This window comes from Catenulispora acidiphila DSM 44928 (assembly GCF_000024025.1).
GTDB classification, from domain to species: domain Bacteria; phylum Actinomycetota; class Actinomycetes; order Streptomycetales; family Catenulisporaceae; genus Catenulispora; species Catenulispora acidiphila.
Genome location: NC_013131.1, coordinates 9600581 through 9616605 on the forward strand (window position 1 = coordinate 9600581; position 16025 = coordinate 9616605).

Annotated in this window: 10 protein-coding genes and 1 pseudogene; 7 read left to right on the plus strand and 4 right to left on the minus strand. The window is 70.1% G+C overall.

Going from position 1 to position 16025, the window contains the following annotated elements:
* Nucleotides 1-19: 19 nt before the first annotated feature.
* Complete coding sequence (locus CACI_RS46815; protein ID WP_015796836.1) at nt 20-1903, plus strand: cell wall-binding repeat-containing protein; 1884 nt, start codon at nt 20-22, stop codon at nt 1901-1903.
* Between the two features lie 1008 nt (nt 1904-2911).
* On the opposite strand, the gene CACI_RS40965 is transcribed toward CACI_RS46815, so the two are convergent.
* The 3 genes from CACI_RS40965 to CACI_RS40975 form a co-directional block, all read right to left on the minus strand.
* Entirely contained in the window at nt 2912-5473 is a 2562-nt protein-coding gene (locus CACI_RS40965; RefSeq protein ID WP_015796837.1) for an FtsX-like permease family protein, read from the minus strand.
* 14 nt (nt 5474-5487) lie between these two features.
* Nucleotides 5488-6249, minus strand: a complete 762-nt coding sequence (locus tag CACI_RS40970; RefSeq protein ID WP_015796838.1) for an ABC transporter ATP-binding protein — start codon at nt 6247-6249, stop codon at nt 5488-5490.
* Between the two features lie 73 nt (nt 6250-6322).
* Nucleotides 6323-7765 carry an MFS transporter gene (locus CACI_RS40975; protein WP_015796839.1) on the minus strand — a complete coding sequence of 481 codons (1443 nt, stop codon included), beginning with the start codon at nt 7763-7765 and terminating at the stop codon, nt 6323-6325.
* Between the two features lie 132 nt (nt 7766-7897).
* On the opposite strand from CACI_RS40975, the gene CACI_RS40980 reads away from it, so the two are divergent.
* Nucleotides 7898-8263, plus strand: a complete 366-nt coding sequence (locus CACI_RS40980) for a nuclear transport factor 2 family protein (protein ID WP_015796840.1) — start codon at nt 7898-7900, stop codon at nt 8261-8263.
* Between the two features lie 204 nt (nt 8264-8467).
* Here the strand turns inward: CACI_RS40980 and CACI_RS40985 are convergent, their stop codons facing one another.
* The gene (locus tag CACI_RS40985) at nt 8468-9592 is read right to left on the minus strand and encodes a C40 family peptidase (protein ID WP_015796841.1); all 1125 of its coding nucleotides are present in this window, start codon (nt 9590-9592) and stop codon (nt 8468-8470) included.
* A gap of 265 nt (nt 9593-9857) precedes the next feature.
* Between CACI_RS40985 and CACI_RS40990 the strand changes: the two genes are divergently transcribed.
* From CACI_RS40990 to CACI_RS41010, 5 genes and pseudogenes are all read left to right on the plus strand, one after another.
* Nucleotides 9858-10184 (plus strand): hypothetical protein, encoded by a 327-nt coding sequence (locus tag CACI_RS40990; RefSeq protein WP_049872173.1) that lies wholly within the window; start codon nt 9858-9860, stop codon nt 10182-10184.
* Nucleotides 10185-10331: 147 nt separating this feature from the next.
* Complete coding sequence (locus tag CACI_RS46820) at nt 10332-11240, plus strand: hypothetical protein (RefSeq protein WP_015796843.1); 909 nt, start codon at nt 10332-10334, stop codon at nt 11238-11240.
* A gap of 262 nt (nt 11241-11502) precedes the next feature.
* Nucleotides 11503-12603 (plus strand): hypothetical protein, encoded by a 1101-nt coding sequence (locus tag CACI_RS53775; protein ID WP_190276860.1) that lies wholly within the window; start codon nt 11503-11505, stop codon nt 12601-12603.
* A gap of 231 nt (nt 12604-12834) precedes the next feature.
* Nucleotides 12835-14364: an SCO6880 family protein gene (locus CACI_RS41005; RefSeq protein ID WP_015796845.1), complete on the plus strand. Its 1530-nt coding sequence runs from the start codon at nt 12835-12837 to the stop codon at nt 14362-14364.
* A 13-nt stretch (nt 14365-14377) separates the two neighbouring features.
* Nucleotides 14378-15736: pseudogene (locus CACI_RS41010) on the plus strand (ATP-binding protein); the annotation flags it as partial.
* Nucleotides 15737-16025: the final 289 nt, after the last annotated feature.

The following is a 16025-nucleotide window of genomic DNA, read 5'->3' on the forward strand; positions in this document are numbered from 1 at the left end:
TACGGGAGGGGATCACGTCATGAAGCGCATTCGCTTGACTGCGTCCGCAATAGCCGCCTCGTCACTGGGATCGCTGGGCATGGTGGGAATGGGTGCGACCAGCGCCCACGCCGCGTCCACGACCCCCAACACGGCGTTCAGCGGCAAGGGTTTCGACACCTGTGTCGCGCCGGACTCGGCGCAGATGGACGACTGGTACGCCCACTCGCCGTATCGGGGCGTCGGGGTCTACATCGGCGGGGCGTCCTACCATCCGGACCAGGACTGCAAGTCCTCTGCGAACCCGAATCCCGGAGCGGACGGCGGCTACAGCGCCGCCTGGGTCCAGCACCAGGCCGCGACCGGCTGGGGCATGTGGGCCATCTACGCCGGCCAGCAGGGACCGACGCTGACGGCCGCGGGTGCGAACCCGACCGCGCTGGGTGTCACGGACGCCAAGGACGCGGTCGCGAAGGCAAGCGCCCTCGGGTTCGCCTCGGGCACGACGATCTTCGTCGACATGGAGCCCTACCACGAGGACGCGACCGCGCAGGCGGTCGTGGCGTACCTGAAGAGCTTCGGGAACGCGTTGAACGGGACCGGTTTCAAGCTCGGTCTCTACGGCACGTCGGGGAACCCGGCCAGCGGCCACAGCGCGCTCAGCGACGCCGTGCGGGACCCGGGGCTCCAGGCCCAGATCTCCGCCGTCGACATCTCCGGCAGCACCTCGGACCAGCCGAACTTCAACGCCACGACGAACGACCCGTACGTCCCGGCGACCGACTGGGCCAAGCACCAGCGCATCCACCAGTACTTCCTCGACGTGCGGCGGCAGTACGGCTCCTCGCCGGCGATCCAGGTCGACGAGGACGACGTCGACCTCTCGCCGACCTCGCACGTGACCCTGGACCCGACGCAGGTGCACGCCGTCCGCTGGGCCGGCAGCGACCGCATCGGCACGGCGGTCGCGGTCTCGCAGAAGCTGTGGCCCGCCACGACGGACAGCCAGGCCGACTTCTACGCCCCCGCCGACAAGCGCCCGCTGGCCAAGACCGCCGTGCTGAGCCGCTCCGACGACTTCGCCGACGCCCTCGGCGGGTCCGCCCTGGCCGCCCACGACGGCGGCCCGCTGCTGCTGACCGAGACCAAGGCCCTGAACCCGGCGACCGCCACCGAGCTGACCCGCACCCTGGCACCCGGCTCCACCGTCTATCTCCTCGGCGGCGAGAAGGCCCTGTCCCCGGCAGTGGCCACCGCGGTCCAGAAGCTGGGCTTCACCCCGGTCCGCATCTTCGGCCAGGACCGCTACACCACCTCGGCCGCCATCGCCCAGCGCATGGCCGGCGACATGAAGGACGCCAGCGGCCACCCGGCGGTGCAGCGCGTCCTGCTGGCGACCGCATCGCTGTTCCCTGACGCCCTCGCGGCGGGCACAGCTGCCGGCGCGACCCCGGACACCGTCCTGGTCCTGACCAACGGCACGCAGATGCCCGCAGCGACCTCGGCCTTCCTCCACCAGTGGGCCGGCACCCCGGCCGGCGCGAACGTCTACCCGGTCGGCGGCGCGGCGAACACCGCGGCCAAGACCCTCGGCACCGCGGTCCCCGCCGGCAACCTGAAGCTGGACAACCTCGTCGGCAGCGACCGCTACGCCACAGCAGCCCTCGTGGCCCACCAGTTCTTCGGCGCCACCGGCACCCCCCACATGTACGCGGTGGCCACCGGCGTCCAATGGGCCGACGCCCTCTCCGGCGGCGCCGCCATGGGCACCCTCGACGGCCCCCTGCTCCTCACCCCGCCCACCAGCCTCGCCCCCGCGACAAGCGGCTTCCTGAACGACGAACGCGCCGGCGGCTCGATCGAGGTCGGCGTGGTGCTGGGCGGGAAAGCCGCGGTGTCGGACAAGGTGCTGAACAGCTTGTAAGCAGGTTTTAGGTAGCTCGTAGACGAGCGGTTTTACGGTCGGCGGCACCGGTTTTCGGTGCCGCCGGCTTGGTTTTTCGGTGGTGGTCGGATGTGGTCTGTCGGCTGCGGCTTGTGGGTGGTTTTAGAAGCTTTTTACGTCTTCGAGCATGGTTTGATGGCCTCGCAGGGGGCGCAGTTCGGTGGCAGGTATCTGAGTAGCATCGGCGGCCGGCGGTTGTTCGTGTCCACGACCGCGCGCCGGTCCCAGTCACTGCGCACGCGCTGGAGCTGGCGGGTCGCGGCCGCGTTTGAGGGGCAACGAAAGTCAAAGGCAGGCGCCTCCGGCGGGGGCACTCTGCAACGGGGGGGTCGGGCCAGGTTGGGCTGCTCGGTGGCGGTCCGAATGTCCGGGACAAAACCCCTGTGGGGAGGAGGTCCCCGACCTATCGCGCAACACTTACTCCGCGCTGAGATGCCAGTCCGACCGCAATGCTTGTGAAAAGCACCGCAGCCTTTTCCTAAGATGTCGGCGATTCGGCGAAGCAATCAAGTCGAGCGTTTCTCAACCACAGCAAAAGTGATGCGACTTGGCAACAACCGCCGCCGGACAGCGCGACCGTCCCCTCCCCGGAGCGAGGCCGCTCGCCGCGCAGGTGCCGTCAGATGCCCTGCCCTTGACGTTGACTTTCGGTGCCCCTCAAACGCGGCCGCGACCCGCCAACTCCAAAGTGTGCGCAGTGACTCGGACCTGCGCGCGGTCGTGAATTGCCATAACCGCCGGCCGCCGACGCTACTCAGATACCTGCCACCGAACTGCGTCCCCTGCGAGGCCATCAAACCATGCTCGAAGGCGTAAAAAGCTTCTAAAAACCCACAAACAAACCGCACCCAGCCACCCCCTCGCAGCCCAAAAGACAACTCCCGGCTGGCGGACGCCCCCTCCGCGCCCGCCAGCCGGAGCCGTCGGAGCCGCCGCCGAGGTCAGTCCTGCCGACCCCGACCCCGGCGGCGGCCATCCCGCTCCCGCTCACTCCTGCGCGATCGCCGCCAGCAGGTCCAGGCGGGCTGCGCGGCGGGCTGGGCGGGCTGCGGCGGCGACGCCTGCTACGGCGCCGGCGGCGAGGATCAGGAGGAGTGTGGCTGGGGAGGCTGCGAAGCCGATGGCTGTGGAGCTGCCGGCGGCTCGGACCAGGGTCCAGGCGAGGAAGGTGCCGAGGGCGACGCCGCCCAGGGTGCCGAACAGGGCCACCAGGAGCGATTCCCAGCGGACCAGGGCTCGGGTCTGGGGGCGGGTGAGGCCGACGGCGCGCAGTAGGCCGAGTTCACGGGTGCGTTCGTGGACGGACAGGGCCAGGGTGTTCGCGATGCCTGCCAGGGCGATCACGATCGCTAGGACCAGCAGCACGTAGGAGATCGTGAGCACCACGTCCACGCCGGACGCCTGCGCGTCCGCGTACTGCTGCCGGTCCTGCACGTCCGGGCTGCCATAGGGCACCACGGCCGCGGTGATCGCCGAGCGCGCCGCCGCGGCCGACGTCCCCGGCGCCAGCTTCACGATCACCGAGGTGTCCGTGACCTGATTCGCGTGTGCGGACCAGGTGGCGGCGTCGACCAGGTAGCCGTCGAGGGAGCCGCGCGGTCCGTAGACGAAGCCGACCGGCACCGTGCTGGCCGTTCCGTCCGGGAAGACGACCGTCACGGAGCTGCCCAGCGGATGCTTCTTCGCCTCCGAGGCCGAGACGCCGATCTCGTGACCGCCGCTCAAAGCCGCCGCCGAGCCGCCGCGCACGTCCAGCGACACCGCTTGGCTCAGCTTTCCGGTGTCGGCGAAGGAGACGTTCGTCGCCGCGCCGCTGATCGAAGCCGTCCCCTGCCCGATCCCGACGGCAGCCGCGACGCGCGGCACTTTCTGCAGATCGGATGCCAGCTGCGGACTCAATCCGCCGCCGCCGAACGCGGGCGAGGACACCGCGAGGTCTCCGACGAACGACCGGTCCACATCAGACTTCAGCGACGTCTTCACCGACGTGGCGAACACCGTCAGCAGCGTCACCACCGCGACCCCGACCATCAGCGCGGTAGCCGTCGCCGAGGTCCGCCGCGGGTCCCGGGCCGCGTTGCGCCGCGCCAGGACGCCGGTCGTCCCGGCCAAGCGTCCGTCGCCGGTGACCACGGACCCGAGCACGCGGACCGCCGCGCGCGCCGCGACCGGCCCGACCATCACCACGCCGACCGTCGTAGCCGCCGCACCGGCGCCGACCGCCGCGAGCGACCCACCAGCGACGGCGAGCAGCATGCCGCCGCCCAGAAGCACCGCGCCGATCGGCGTCCGCACCCGCCCGAACCCGGAGCTCGTCTCCCCCACCGACGCCTCCCGCAGCGCCGCGAGCGGCGGCACGCGCGAAGCCCGCACCGCCGGCGACAGCGCAGCCAGCGACGTCACCCCGACACCGACGAGCAGCGCGACCGCGATCGTCGAGCCCGTGACCGCCAATCCCCCGGCGGGCAAAGCGAATCCGGCCACGTCGAACAACGCCTTCAGCGCTTGCGCGATCCCCAACCCGCCGACGATCCCGACCGCCGATGCCGCCAAACCCAACGCCGCGGCCTCAGCCAACGACGACCGCAAGATCTGCCCTCGCGATGCGCCGAGCGCGCGCAGCAAGGCGTTCTCGCGCGTCCGCTGCGCGATGAGGATCGTGTAGGTGTTGTGGATCGAGAACGCCGCCACCAGCAGCGCCACGGCCGCGAACACCAGCAGGAAGCCCTTGAAGAACGTCAGAAACGCCTTCCCGATCGCGTCCGTGTTCGCCTTCGTATACGCCGCACCGGTGATCGCCGAGACACCCGGCGGAAGAGTCTTCGCCACCGAGTCCACGACAGTGTCCTGAGACACACCCTTCTTGGCAGCGATCAGGATTTGCGAAGCCTGTCCGGGCCGCGCGATGTACTTCTCGGCGACTGTCTGCGTGAATCCGGCATACGTCACCTGCCCGATCCCGTCCTGCGTCCCGAACCCGGCGATGCCGACGATCGTGACCCGCACCGGCAGCGGCATCTGGACGATCGTGGTGTCCCCGATCTTCAGATGCCCGGAGTTCGCCGCGCCGCGATTGATCACGACCTGCACCGGCTGCTCAGCCGCCACGTCCTGCGGCGCGCGCCCCGCGACCAGGTGGTACGGGTTCAGCGCGGCGGACGGGATCCAGTTGCCGGCGGTACGCGGCGGCCCGTTCCCGCCGACCGCCTTGCCGTCGGCGCCGAGCAGCTGACCGTAGCCGGTGATGTCGGGCTGCGCGTCGGCGACGCCGGGCACGGCGCGCAGCGAATCAGCGAGCTGCGACGGGACCGAGGCCCGCAGACCGCCGAAGGGCGCGCCGCTGCCGCTCGAGGCGATCAGCGTGTCCGAGTGGACGACCGCCGCGACGTTGGAGTCGGCGGTCGCGAAGAGGTTGTCGAAGTTGCGCGAGAGCGTCGCGTTCAGCGTGAGGGTGCCGGCGAGGAAGGCGACACCGAGGAACACCGCGAGGAACGTGCCGATCAGCCGGCGGCGGCGGGCGGTGAGGTTGCGCAGGGCGATGGTGAGCATGTCCGTCAGCCTCCTTACTCGCCGAAGCGCTGCATGCGGGCCAGGACGGAATCGCGCGTGGGCTGCTCCAGGCGGTCCACGAGGCGGCCGTCGGCGAGGAACAGGACCTCGTCGGCGTAGGCGGCGGCCGAGGGATCGTGGGTGACCATCACCAGGGTCTGGCCGAGGTCGGTGACCATGGTGCGCAGCAGGCCCAGAACCTCGGCGGCGGACCGGGAATCGAGGTTTCCCGTGGGCTCGTCGGCGAAGACGACTTCCGGACGCGAGACAAGGGCGCGCGCGACCGCCACGCGCTGCTGTTGGCCGCCGGAGAGCTCGGCGGGGCGGTGCTTGAGGCGGTCCGTCAGCCCGACGGTGCCGACGACGGTGTCGAGCCAGTCCTTGTCCGGGGAGCGGCCGGCCAGGTCCAGCGGCAGCGTGATGTTCTCCGCCGCCGAGAGGGTCGGCAGGAGGTTGAAGGACTGGAAGACGAAGCCGAGCTTCTCCCTCCGCAGGAGCGTCAGCTGCTTGTCGGAGGCGGAGCCGAGTTCGACGTCGCCGACGTACGCCTGGCCCGAGGTGAGCCGGTCCAGGCCGGCCAGGCAGTGCAAGAGCGTCGACTTGCCCGATCCGGACGGGCCCATGACGGCGGTGAAGCGGCCGGCGGCGAGCGCGACCGTCACGCCGTCGAGGGCGCGGACGGCCGCGTCGCCGCCGCCGTACTGCTTGACCGCGGCGACCGCGCGGGCGGCGGGCGCCGTGAGGGTGCTGGAGGTGGTGCCGGTCGTGGTGGTCATACCGTCGATTCCACCTTCGGGATGTCTGCGGTGTAGTCCTCCGACGGGAGTCACCCGGGCTACTTCGCCGGCACTAGTCCTTGTCGAACTGGAGCAGGACCGTCACCGCGACCGCGACGCCGACCAGGAGTTCCAGCCCGGCGGTGAACGCGTGGGTGTAGGCGGCGGGGGTGGTCGAGGAGCCGAGGACGGAGTAGAAGACGATGCCGATCACCGCGACCCCGACCGCCCCGCCGACCTGCATCACCGTCGACACCACGCCCGAGGCGGCGCCGGTGTGGTGCGGCGCGACCCGGCCCATCGCCCCGGCGGCCAGCGGGCCGATCGCCAGGCCCATGCCCGCGCCGTCGCCGACCAGCGCCGGGATCGTCCACAGCAGCGAGCCGTGGGTGCCGGTCAGGTGCAGGGTGACGATCAGGTCGAGCAGGCTGACCGCCATCAGCAGGGTCCCGACGGCGGCGGTCTGGCGGCCGAGGCGCTCGGTGACCTTCTGCGCGACCATCGAGGTCAGCAGGTAGCCGACGCCGATCGGGGTGAAGATCAGGCCCGCGTGCAGGGCGTCGAGGCCGCGGCCGAGCTGCACGTAGAGGGCGAAGACGAGGAAAAACGAGCCCTGGCCCATCCAGAACACGATCTGGGCGACGATGCCGCGGGCGAATCCCTTGGTGCGGAACAGCGCGGGGTCGATCAGCGGCGCCTTCTTCGCCGCCGCCAGCCGGCCCTGGTACCACCCGAAGACCCCGAACAGCACCAGCGCGGCGCCGAAGCTCAGCCAGGTCCACAGCGGCCAGCCCTGGCTCTGCCCCTGGATCAGCGGCAGCACGGTGGCCACCAGCGCGGCGCTGACGAGCGCCACCCCGGGCACGTCCAGCCGGGTCCGGACCTCGGCGCGCGACTCGGGCACGGCGCGCGGGACCAGCGTCAGCGCCACCGCGCCGACCGGCACGTTGATGAGGAAGCAGCTGCGCCAGCCGAGCCCGGAGAAGTTCATGTCGATCAGCACGCCGCCGATCAGCTGCCCGAACACGGCGGCCAGACCCATCGCGAGGGCATAGGCGGTGAAGGCGCGGACGCGCTTGGCGCCCTCGAAGGCGGTGCCGATGATCGCGAGCGTCTGCGGGCTCAGCAGCGCCGCACCGATGCCCTGCACGATGCGCGAGGCGATCAGCACGTTGGCAGTCGGCGCCATGCCGCAGGCGGCGGAGGCGGCGGTGAACAGCGCCATGCCCAGCGCGTACATCCGGCGGCGCCCGAACATGTCGCCCAGCCGCCCGGCGGTGATCACACCGGCGGCGACGGTGAGCCCGTACCCGGCGACGATCCACTGGATCGCGGCCGGGGAGGCGTGCAGATCGCGCTGGGTGGCGGGGATCGCGACGTTGACGATGAAGATGTCGAGGGTGGTCATGAAGATCCCCGCGAGCAGGACCAGCAGGGTCAGGTTCTGGGCGCGGGCGGTGGTGGTGTCGCCGCGTTCGGCGGTCGGTGTCGCCGGCCGCGTCTGTGTGGTGGTCATGGCCTCAACGATGGCTTCGAGGGGGTCATGGAGACGATTACCTGAGTGGTAATCGCGAGGTCAGGACCCCCGACGCCACAGTTGAGGCACAGGCCGCCGGGCAAGCCGGAAGCCGCAACGGAAGGCACAGCCATGACTGACACCACGACCCTCGTCGCCGGTTACCTCGCCGCCTGGAACGAGACCGACGCCGCCGCCCGCGCCAAGAAGGTCGCGGAGGTCTTCGTCGAGGAGATCGAGTACACGGACCCGCTGGCGTCGGTGCACGGCCACGACGAACTCAGTGCCCTGATCGGCGGAGCGCAGGCGCAGTTCGCGGGACTGACCTTCCGCCTCGCCGGCGAGCCGGACGCGCACCACGACGTGGTCCGCTTCACCTGGGAGCTGGCGGCGGGCGACGCCGAGGCGCTGGTGGTCGGCTTCGACGTGGCGCTGATCGCACCGGACGGGCGGATCGGCGCGGTCGCCGGGTTCTTGGACAAGGTGCCCGCCATGTGAACGGGGGCGGGCAGCGGAGGGCGGCGGTCGGAGCTTGACTCCGGCTGCCGCCTTTGGCTTTTGGTGACACGGATGTGGCTCATGGTGCAGGTGTGAACGCACTGCGAAGCGACGCATTCGGCGTGGGCGGCGATTACTCAAAGCCGCTTGAGGGGGCGCAGCTTGAGGGCGCGTATAGAGACCCGCCGCGCGACAGTCGCCCTCTCAGTGCTTTGAGCTAGTTGCTGCCTTCGGTGCCACCGCCGGTGCCTGGTTCCCTGTCGGGGTGGGTGTCGTCGGCGCCGGGGTGCCCGGGTTCTGCGACGTGCCGGCGGGGTTGCTCGCCGTGCGCTTGGCCTGCGGTGTCGCCGCGTCGACCGCTGCTCCGACCACCAGCGGCTGCGGGCGGGTGGCGCCGAGGTAGTCCGCCGCGCCGATCGGGTCGAAGCGGATCACCGCGCCGGTGTGCGGGGCGTCGATCATCACGCCGCCGCCGACGTAGATGCCGACGTGGTGGATGCTGCCGGGGTTGGACAGGTCGGTGGCGTAGAAGACCAGGTCTCCGGGCTGGAGCCGGTCGACCGGGACGTGCGGGCCGGTGTACCACTGCTCGGAGGCGGTGCGCGGCATGGTGATGCCGACCGAGGTGTAGGCGGCCTGGACCAGGCCGGAGCAGTCGAAGCGGCCGTCGGTGCCGTCTCCGCCCCACTCGTAGGGAGTGTTGAGGCGGTCGTAGGCGTAGGCGATCGCGCGGACGGCCATGTCGGAGGGCGCCAGGGCCGGGTCGGGGGCGCGGAAGGCCTGCTCCAGGGCCTCGATGTTCTTCACATAGTTCTGGGTCTCCGAGTACGGCGGGATCCCCCGGTACTGCTCGACCGCGCCGGGTCCGGCGTTGTAGCCGGCGAGCATGTTCGCCACGGCGTCACCGCCTATCCCCGAGAGTTGGCGGGAGATGGCACAGTCGTAGCGTGCGGCGGCGGGGATGGCGTCGGCGGGATTGCGCGGATCCTGTTTGCCGTCGCCGTCCTGCGGTGAAGACCAGTTGGGCCAGGTTCCGGGCATGAACTGGGCGATCCCTATGGCGCCGGCCGGGGAGACGATCGCCGGGTCGAAGCCCGACTCCTGATACAGCTGGGCGGCGAGGAGCGAGGGGGTCAGCGTCGGGCACATGTGGCCGTACTGCTCCATCAGCGCGGCGTCGGCGGACGGGACGGTGCCCTCGGCGATCCGGCCGACGGTGCCCAGACTCGAGCTGCCGGAGGCCACGCTCATGGTGCCGAGGACGATCGCGCCTACCAGAAGGAACGGGGTGGCCACCAGCGACGCGCCGACGATGATCGATGTCTTCATCAGACCCCTTCCTCCCTTCAGCCGATCATCGGATCAACCGATAACCAAGGTGTGCCGCGGACGGATCGAGGAAAACGACACCATAGACAAGGTATCTGCCGTCCGCGTCATCCTCGTAGACTGAGTTCCCTACGCTACCGGCAGTGACACCACATCGTGAGTACGACGAACACCACCGTTATAACCACAGGACTGGAGGCAGGCGGTCATCGTGTCTGCACTGCAAGCTCTGCATGGCGCGGCACACACCGTCGCCACGTTTCTCATGGACCCCGCGCCGACGCCGGCGCCCCCGTCCGGCGGCAACGACATCAACACCATCATCGGCGGAATCGCCCCGAACTGGGGACCCTTCGGCAAGGTCGGCAACGAAGCCCGGGTGATGGTCGAGGTCGTCATGGCCACGGCGATCCTGCTGTGCCTGGGCATCGCGGTCTGGGGCGCGGCCAAACAGCGCATCGGCGCCACGGCGCTGCGCGACACCTTCTCCGCCGAGCAGGGCAGAGGCCTGATCGTGGCCGGCCTGACCGGTGTGTTCATCATCGGATCCCTCGGCACGCTGTTCACCATCGTCTACGGCATGGCGATCTGACCGGCGGCCGCGGCCGACCGGAGAAGGTGCCACCTCGCGCCGCCCGGCAAACCCGCACGAAGCCATCCGGGTATTTGTTAGGAACTGGTGGCCCGACACGACGACGATGTAACACGACCGGGGCACCCGGGGTGGGGAGACTTGAACATGGTTATCGACGGCGGTAGCGGCGGTCCGGGCCGCACGGGCGACGGCGCACCCCGCCGCGGCCGTCCCGGACGCGCACCGCGCATCGAGCAGCCGCAAACCATCATCCGCCTCCCCAAGGACCCCTACGAAGGCGAGTTCAAAGCCCCCCGAGCCCGCCGAGGCCGCGGCGTACTGGCCCTGGCAGCCATCGTCATCGTGGTAGCCGCCGTCATCGCCATCAACAGCAGCAAGCACAACACCGGCGCCGCCAGCCAGGGCGCCAGCACCGGCGTCGGCGGCGGAGTTCCGCCGGCGACGGCGACGGTCGGGCAGAGCGCGCCGGCGGGAGGGAGTTCGAGCCCTGCGTTTCCGGCGCAGTCCGGGGCTAACGGAGTCCTGACCGGTTACAAGGACACGCAAAGCGGAGCAGAAGCTGCTGCAACCAACTATGTCGCCGCATACGTGTCCGAACCGATGGTCCACACGAACCAGCGGCACACGATGATCCAGACGATCGCGGACCCCTCGATAGTGGCTCACCTCCAAAGCGAGCTGGACACGGCTTTCACGGAAGCCGCACGCGGGTATGGCCTAGATGCAAACGGGAATCCCCCTGCGGGCCAGACGCTGGTATACCGCGGTGTACCGGCGGGAGTTCGAGTGAATTCGTACACGGACACCAAGGCCGTGGTCGACGTGTGGACCTGCACCATCGACGGAATCGCCGGCACCGGCTCGACCTTCCCGGTGAGCGCCACGTGGTCGACGCTCACGATCACCTTGACCTGGGTCGGCAACGACTGGCGCTGGAACGACTTCGGGCAGATCGACGGGCCCACACCGGTGGGCGGCACGCAGCAGGCCTCCACCTCCGACGAATTGCAGAAGGCTGCCAAGCAGTTCGCGAGGCTCCAATATGCGCCTTGATATCGCACCGCTGCCCGCCGCTCCGTCAGACCCGTGCGCGCTCTTGTTCGGCAAGGTCAAGGATGCCTGCGAGAACACCCAGCACATGGTCAACGGGACCCCCAACCCGCCCGGCACCACGGGAGGCGGCGGCGTCACCCCGGCCGACTCCATCACCGACCCCCTGGGTTCCATCGCGCGCGGCTGCGCGGAAGCAGCCCAGTGGGTCATCAACAACCTGTCGGGTGCCATCACCAAGACCGCGACGGTCAACTTCACCAACTTGGGCTTCCTGAAGCAGTACGCGATCGTGTTCGCCGCGTCGGCGATTCTGACTGTGCTGCTGTGGTTGCTTTCTGTGGTGAAGCGGGCGGTGCAGGGCGATTCCATCATCACTGCGATAGGCGAAGCCACCGGCTTCCTGTGGATGGCGGTGCTGGCTTCTGCGTTCACTCCCGTGATCCTGGCGGGAATGGTGAAGATCACCGATAGCGTCTCGGATGCCATTGGGAATGGGTCCACTGCTGATCGCAACGGATTCCTGGCTTCGTTCTCTCACGCCCTTGACCCGAACTCCGGGCTCGGGGGCGGGCCGATCATGCTGATTTTCGTCTCGGTGTTGTCGATGATCGCGGCCGCTCTGCTGTGGCTGGAGCTCATTATTCGGGCGGCGATGCTGTACGTCGGGGCGGCGTTGGCTACGGCGGTGTATGCCGGTTTCGTCGACAAGTCGATGTGGGGGCACATTCGGCGGTGGATCGGGTTGATGATCTCCATCGACCTGATCAAGCCGATCATCGTGATCGTTCTGTCTCTGGCGACGGCTGTGTCGTCGGGGCCGCAGGACTCGTTCAGCGCCGTGTTGTCCGGGCTGGCCATCATGATCCTGTCGATCTTCGCCTCCGGGCTGGTCTATCGGTTCGTGCCGTCGTTCGGCGACGAGATGCTGACGCTGCAGAAGGATCGCGCGGCCAAGATCGGGAAGGCCGCTATCACCAGTGCTGCCTTCACCTCCCCGGCGGGCACGATGCGCAACGGCATGGCCACGCACGCCAATCGGATCAGCGGTGCCTTCGCCGGTGGCGGGGGTGGCGGCAACATGGGCAGCGCGGTCGCCGGCATGTCGGTCGGGGCGCTCGCCAGCGGGGCGGGGGCGGCGGCCGGGATAGCGGCGCACACCGGCAGGGCCATAACGACGCGTCCGGGCGCCGACGGCGGCGGCCAAGGCGGTGGCGGTGGCGGCGCCACAAGCGGTGGCGGTGGAGGCGGCGGCAACACCGGCGGTGGGGCCAACGGCGGCTCAGCCACCTCCGCCTCCCGTCTGCGCGCCGCTGCGGCTCCTGTCGTGCCCAAGACCCCGCCGCCTCCGCGCGGCGGTTCGTGACGAGATCGGCGAGGGACGCGAGGGAGGCGAGGACGAGATGAGGCACGGAGCGGGCTCGCGCGCCGGCGGGTTCGGGTTCTGCGATCCCGGCATCGATCCCGCCGGCGCCCTTTCCCGGGTAGCGTCGAGGACAGAAGCCGGCCGCGTACCACGATCACCTGTACCCCCGCTGGAAGGCACCGCCGTGAGCACCACGCCAAGCAGTGACGTCCGCCCCGAGGGGGCCCGGTCATGAGCACCGCCCAGCAGGAGCCCCCTCAGTACCGCCGCGCCTATCTGCTCGGGAAGGCCAAGCCGAGTGCGCTCATCGGGCGCAACCGGGAGACCGGTGAGATCGGCGTCATCGTGGTGTGCTGCGCGATCTCGCTGCTGTCCGGGTTCTTCGTGCCCACCACGTTTCTGAAGGTGCTGGGTATCCTCGCCGGCCCGGTGCTGGCGCTGGTCGTGGTGTTCATGCCCTACAACGGCCGGACCATCTACAAGTGGTTCGAGATCAACCGCTCCTACAAGCGGCTGCTGCGCTCGCCGCAGGCCACGTGGCGCTCGCGCGCGATGGAGGCCGGGACCCGGATCGACGGCGGCGAGGTGGAGATCGGGCCGCCGCCGGGCGTCGGGCGGCTGCGGTGGCTGCGGGCGCAGTTCGGGCCGGACGAGATCGCGGTGCTGATGCACCTGGACCGGCGGACCGTCACCGCCACGCTGGAGATCGAGGGTCCCGGCGTCGGCTCGCGGGACTCCGAGGACCAGGAGACGCTGGTCGACCGGTTCGGCACGCTGCTGCGGCACGTGGCCAACGGCGACGGCTTCGTCACCCGGCTGCAGATGCTCGCCCGCACGCTGCCCGCCGATCCCGACGCGCACGCCAAGGACGTGGCACGCCGGGGCGACGAGAACTCCCCGCGCTGGCTCCAGGAGTCCTACGAGCACCTGCTGTCGATGGTCTCGACCTCCTCCGAGCAGCACCGCGCCTATCTGGTCGCCTGCATGCCCTACACCAAGGACCTCGCCTCCGAGGCCTACGTCATCGGCCGCGGCGCCGTGGACGTGGGCCTGGGCATCATCATGGCGCGCGAGCTGGCCGACATCTGCGCCCGGCTGGCCGACGCCGACATCAAGGTGCGCCAGCCGCTGGGCCCGGTCGCGCTGTCCTCGCTGATCCACTCCATGTACGACCCCGACCACCCGATCGACCACCTGCACGCGATGTCGCGGCGCAACGCCTGGCCGGCCGAACTGGACGCCACGCACCCGCAGTTCCTGCGCGCCAAGACCCGGGAGTCGGTCACCGCGGAGCCCTGGTGCCACGCCACCGCCTGGATCAAGGAGTGGCCGCTGACCCCGGTCGGCGTGAACTTCCTGGCGCCGCTGCTGGTGCACACCCCGGACGTGATCCGCACGGTCGGGGTGACCATGGACCTGGAGCCCACCGACGTCGCCATCGAGCGGATGCTCACCGAGAAGATCAACACCGATGCCGAGGCCTCCCGCCAGGCCAAGCTCGGCCGCGTCGACGACCCCCGCGAGCGAGCCCACGCTGGGCGCGTGGACCAGCGCGGCGAGGACCTGGCCTCCGGCGCCGCCGGGGTGAACCTGGTCGGCTACATCACCGTCTCGGCGCGCGGTCCGGAGTCCCTGAACCGGGACAAGCGCACCATCCGGGCCTCGGCGGGCAAGTCGTTCCTCAAGCTGGAGTGGTGCGACCGCGAGCACCACAGGGCGTTCACCAACACCCTGCCGTTCGCGACCGGACTGCGGAAGTAAGGAGGCTGACACCATGGCCCGATCGATCATGGACTCCCTGACCGAGGGCTTCGCCTCGGTGATCTTCGGCAAGGTCGAGACCGCCCGCCCCCCGGTGCGCACCTCTTCCTCGCAGGCGCAGGCCGTGTACCTGCCGACCGCGGCGCCCGGCCTGGGCGACTCCGGCGTCATCATCGGCCGCGAGGTCTACTCCGGCAAGGGCTACGTCTACGACCCCTTCCAGCTCTACGGCCAGCAGCTGCCGGCGCCGCACTGGCTGGTGCTCGGCGAGTCCGGCAACGGCAAGTCGGCGCTGGAGAAGACCTACGTCCTGCGCCAGCTGCGCTTCAAGGACCGCCAGGTGGTGGTGCTGGACGCCCAAGGCGAGGACGGCGTCGGCGAGTGGCACCTGATCGCCGAATCCCTCGGCGTCACCCCGGTCCGCCTGGACCCGCACGGCGTGCGCGGCGACAGCATCCGGCTCAACCCGCTGGACCCGGCGATCACCTCCACCGGGCAGCTCGCGCTGCTGCGGACGATAGTCGAGGTCGCCCAGGGCCGGCCGCTGGACGAGCGCGCCGGCTACGCGCTGAAGGCGGCGCACCTGCGCGTCGGCGAGGCGGGGCTCCACTACGGCCGCCAGCCGATCCTCTCGGACGTGGTCGAGGCCCTGCGCACGCCGCTGACCAGCGCCGCCGAGGACATGAACGTGACGATAGAGGACGTGCAGGCCTGGGGTCTGGACGTCGCGCTGGTCCTGGACCGGCTGGTCGACGGCGACCTGGCGGGCATGTTCGACGGGCCCACCACCTCCGGCATCGACCTGGACTCCCCGCTGATCGTCTTCGACCTGTCGGCCATCGACCGCAACTCGATCGGCATGCCGATCCTGATGGCCATCGTCGGCGTCTGGCTGGAGCACACCTGGCTGCGCCCCGACCGCGTGAAGCGCATCCTGCTGGTCGAAGAGGCCTGGCACATCATCAACTCGCCCTTCGTGGCCCAGCTGTTCCAGCGCCTGCTGAAGTTCGGCCGCCGCCTGGGCCTGTCCTTCGTCGCGGTGGTCCACCACCTGTCCGACGTGGTGGACGGCGCCGCGGCGCGCGAGGCGGCGGCGATCCTGAAGATGGCCTCCACCCGCACGGTGTACATGCAGAAAGCCGACGAGGCGAGAACCACCGGCAAGGTGTTGGGATTGCCCCGCTGGGCGGTCGAGATCATCCCGTCGCTGACGCCCGGCATCGCCGTATGGGACGTGAACGGCGACGTCCAGGTGGTCAAGCACATCGTCACCGAGCACGAACGCCCGCTGGTCTTCACCGACCGCGCCATGACCGAGACCTCCGCCGACGCCGCGCTGATCGCCAGCGCCGCAGCAGCCGCGCTGACGGCCGGAACGGCCGAGGAGACGGCAGAACTCGAGGCGGCCGAAGCCGAGCGGCTGGCGGCGCTCCCAGCGCCCGCGGCGCCGGTGCGAGCGATCGCCGCCGGGAACCAGCAGACCCTCGACCGCGAGCGCCGGTGGGCCGTGGAGCCGATCGACGAGGACGACGACGAGCTGACCGCCATCGCCGGGACCCTGTTCGGCAAGAAGGCCGAGCTGCCGTATCAGTCGGCTGCGGATACGCCGTATCAGCCGGCTGCGGAGACGCCGTACCAGTCGGCTGCGGAGACGCCGTACC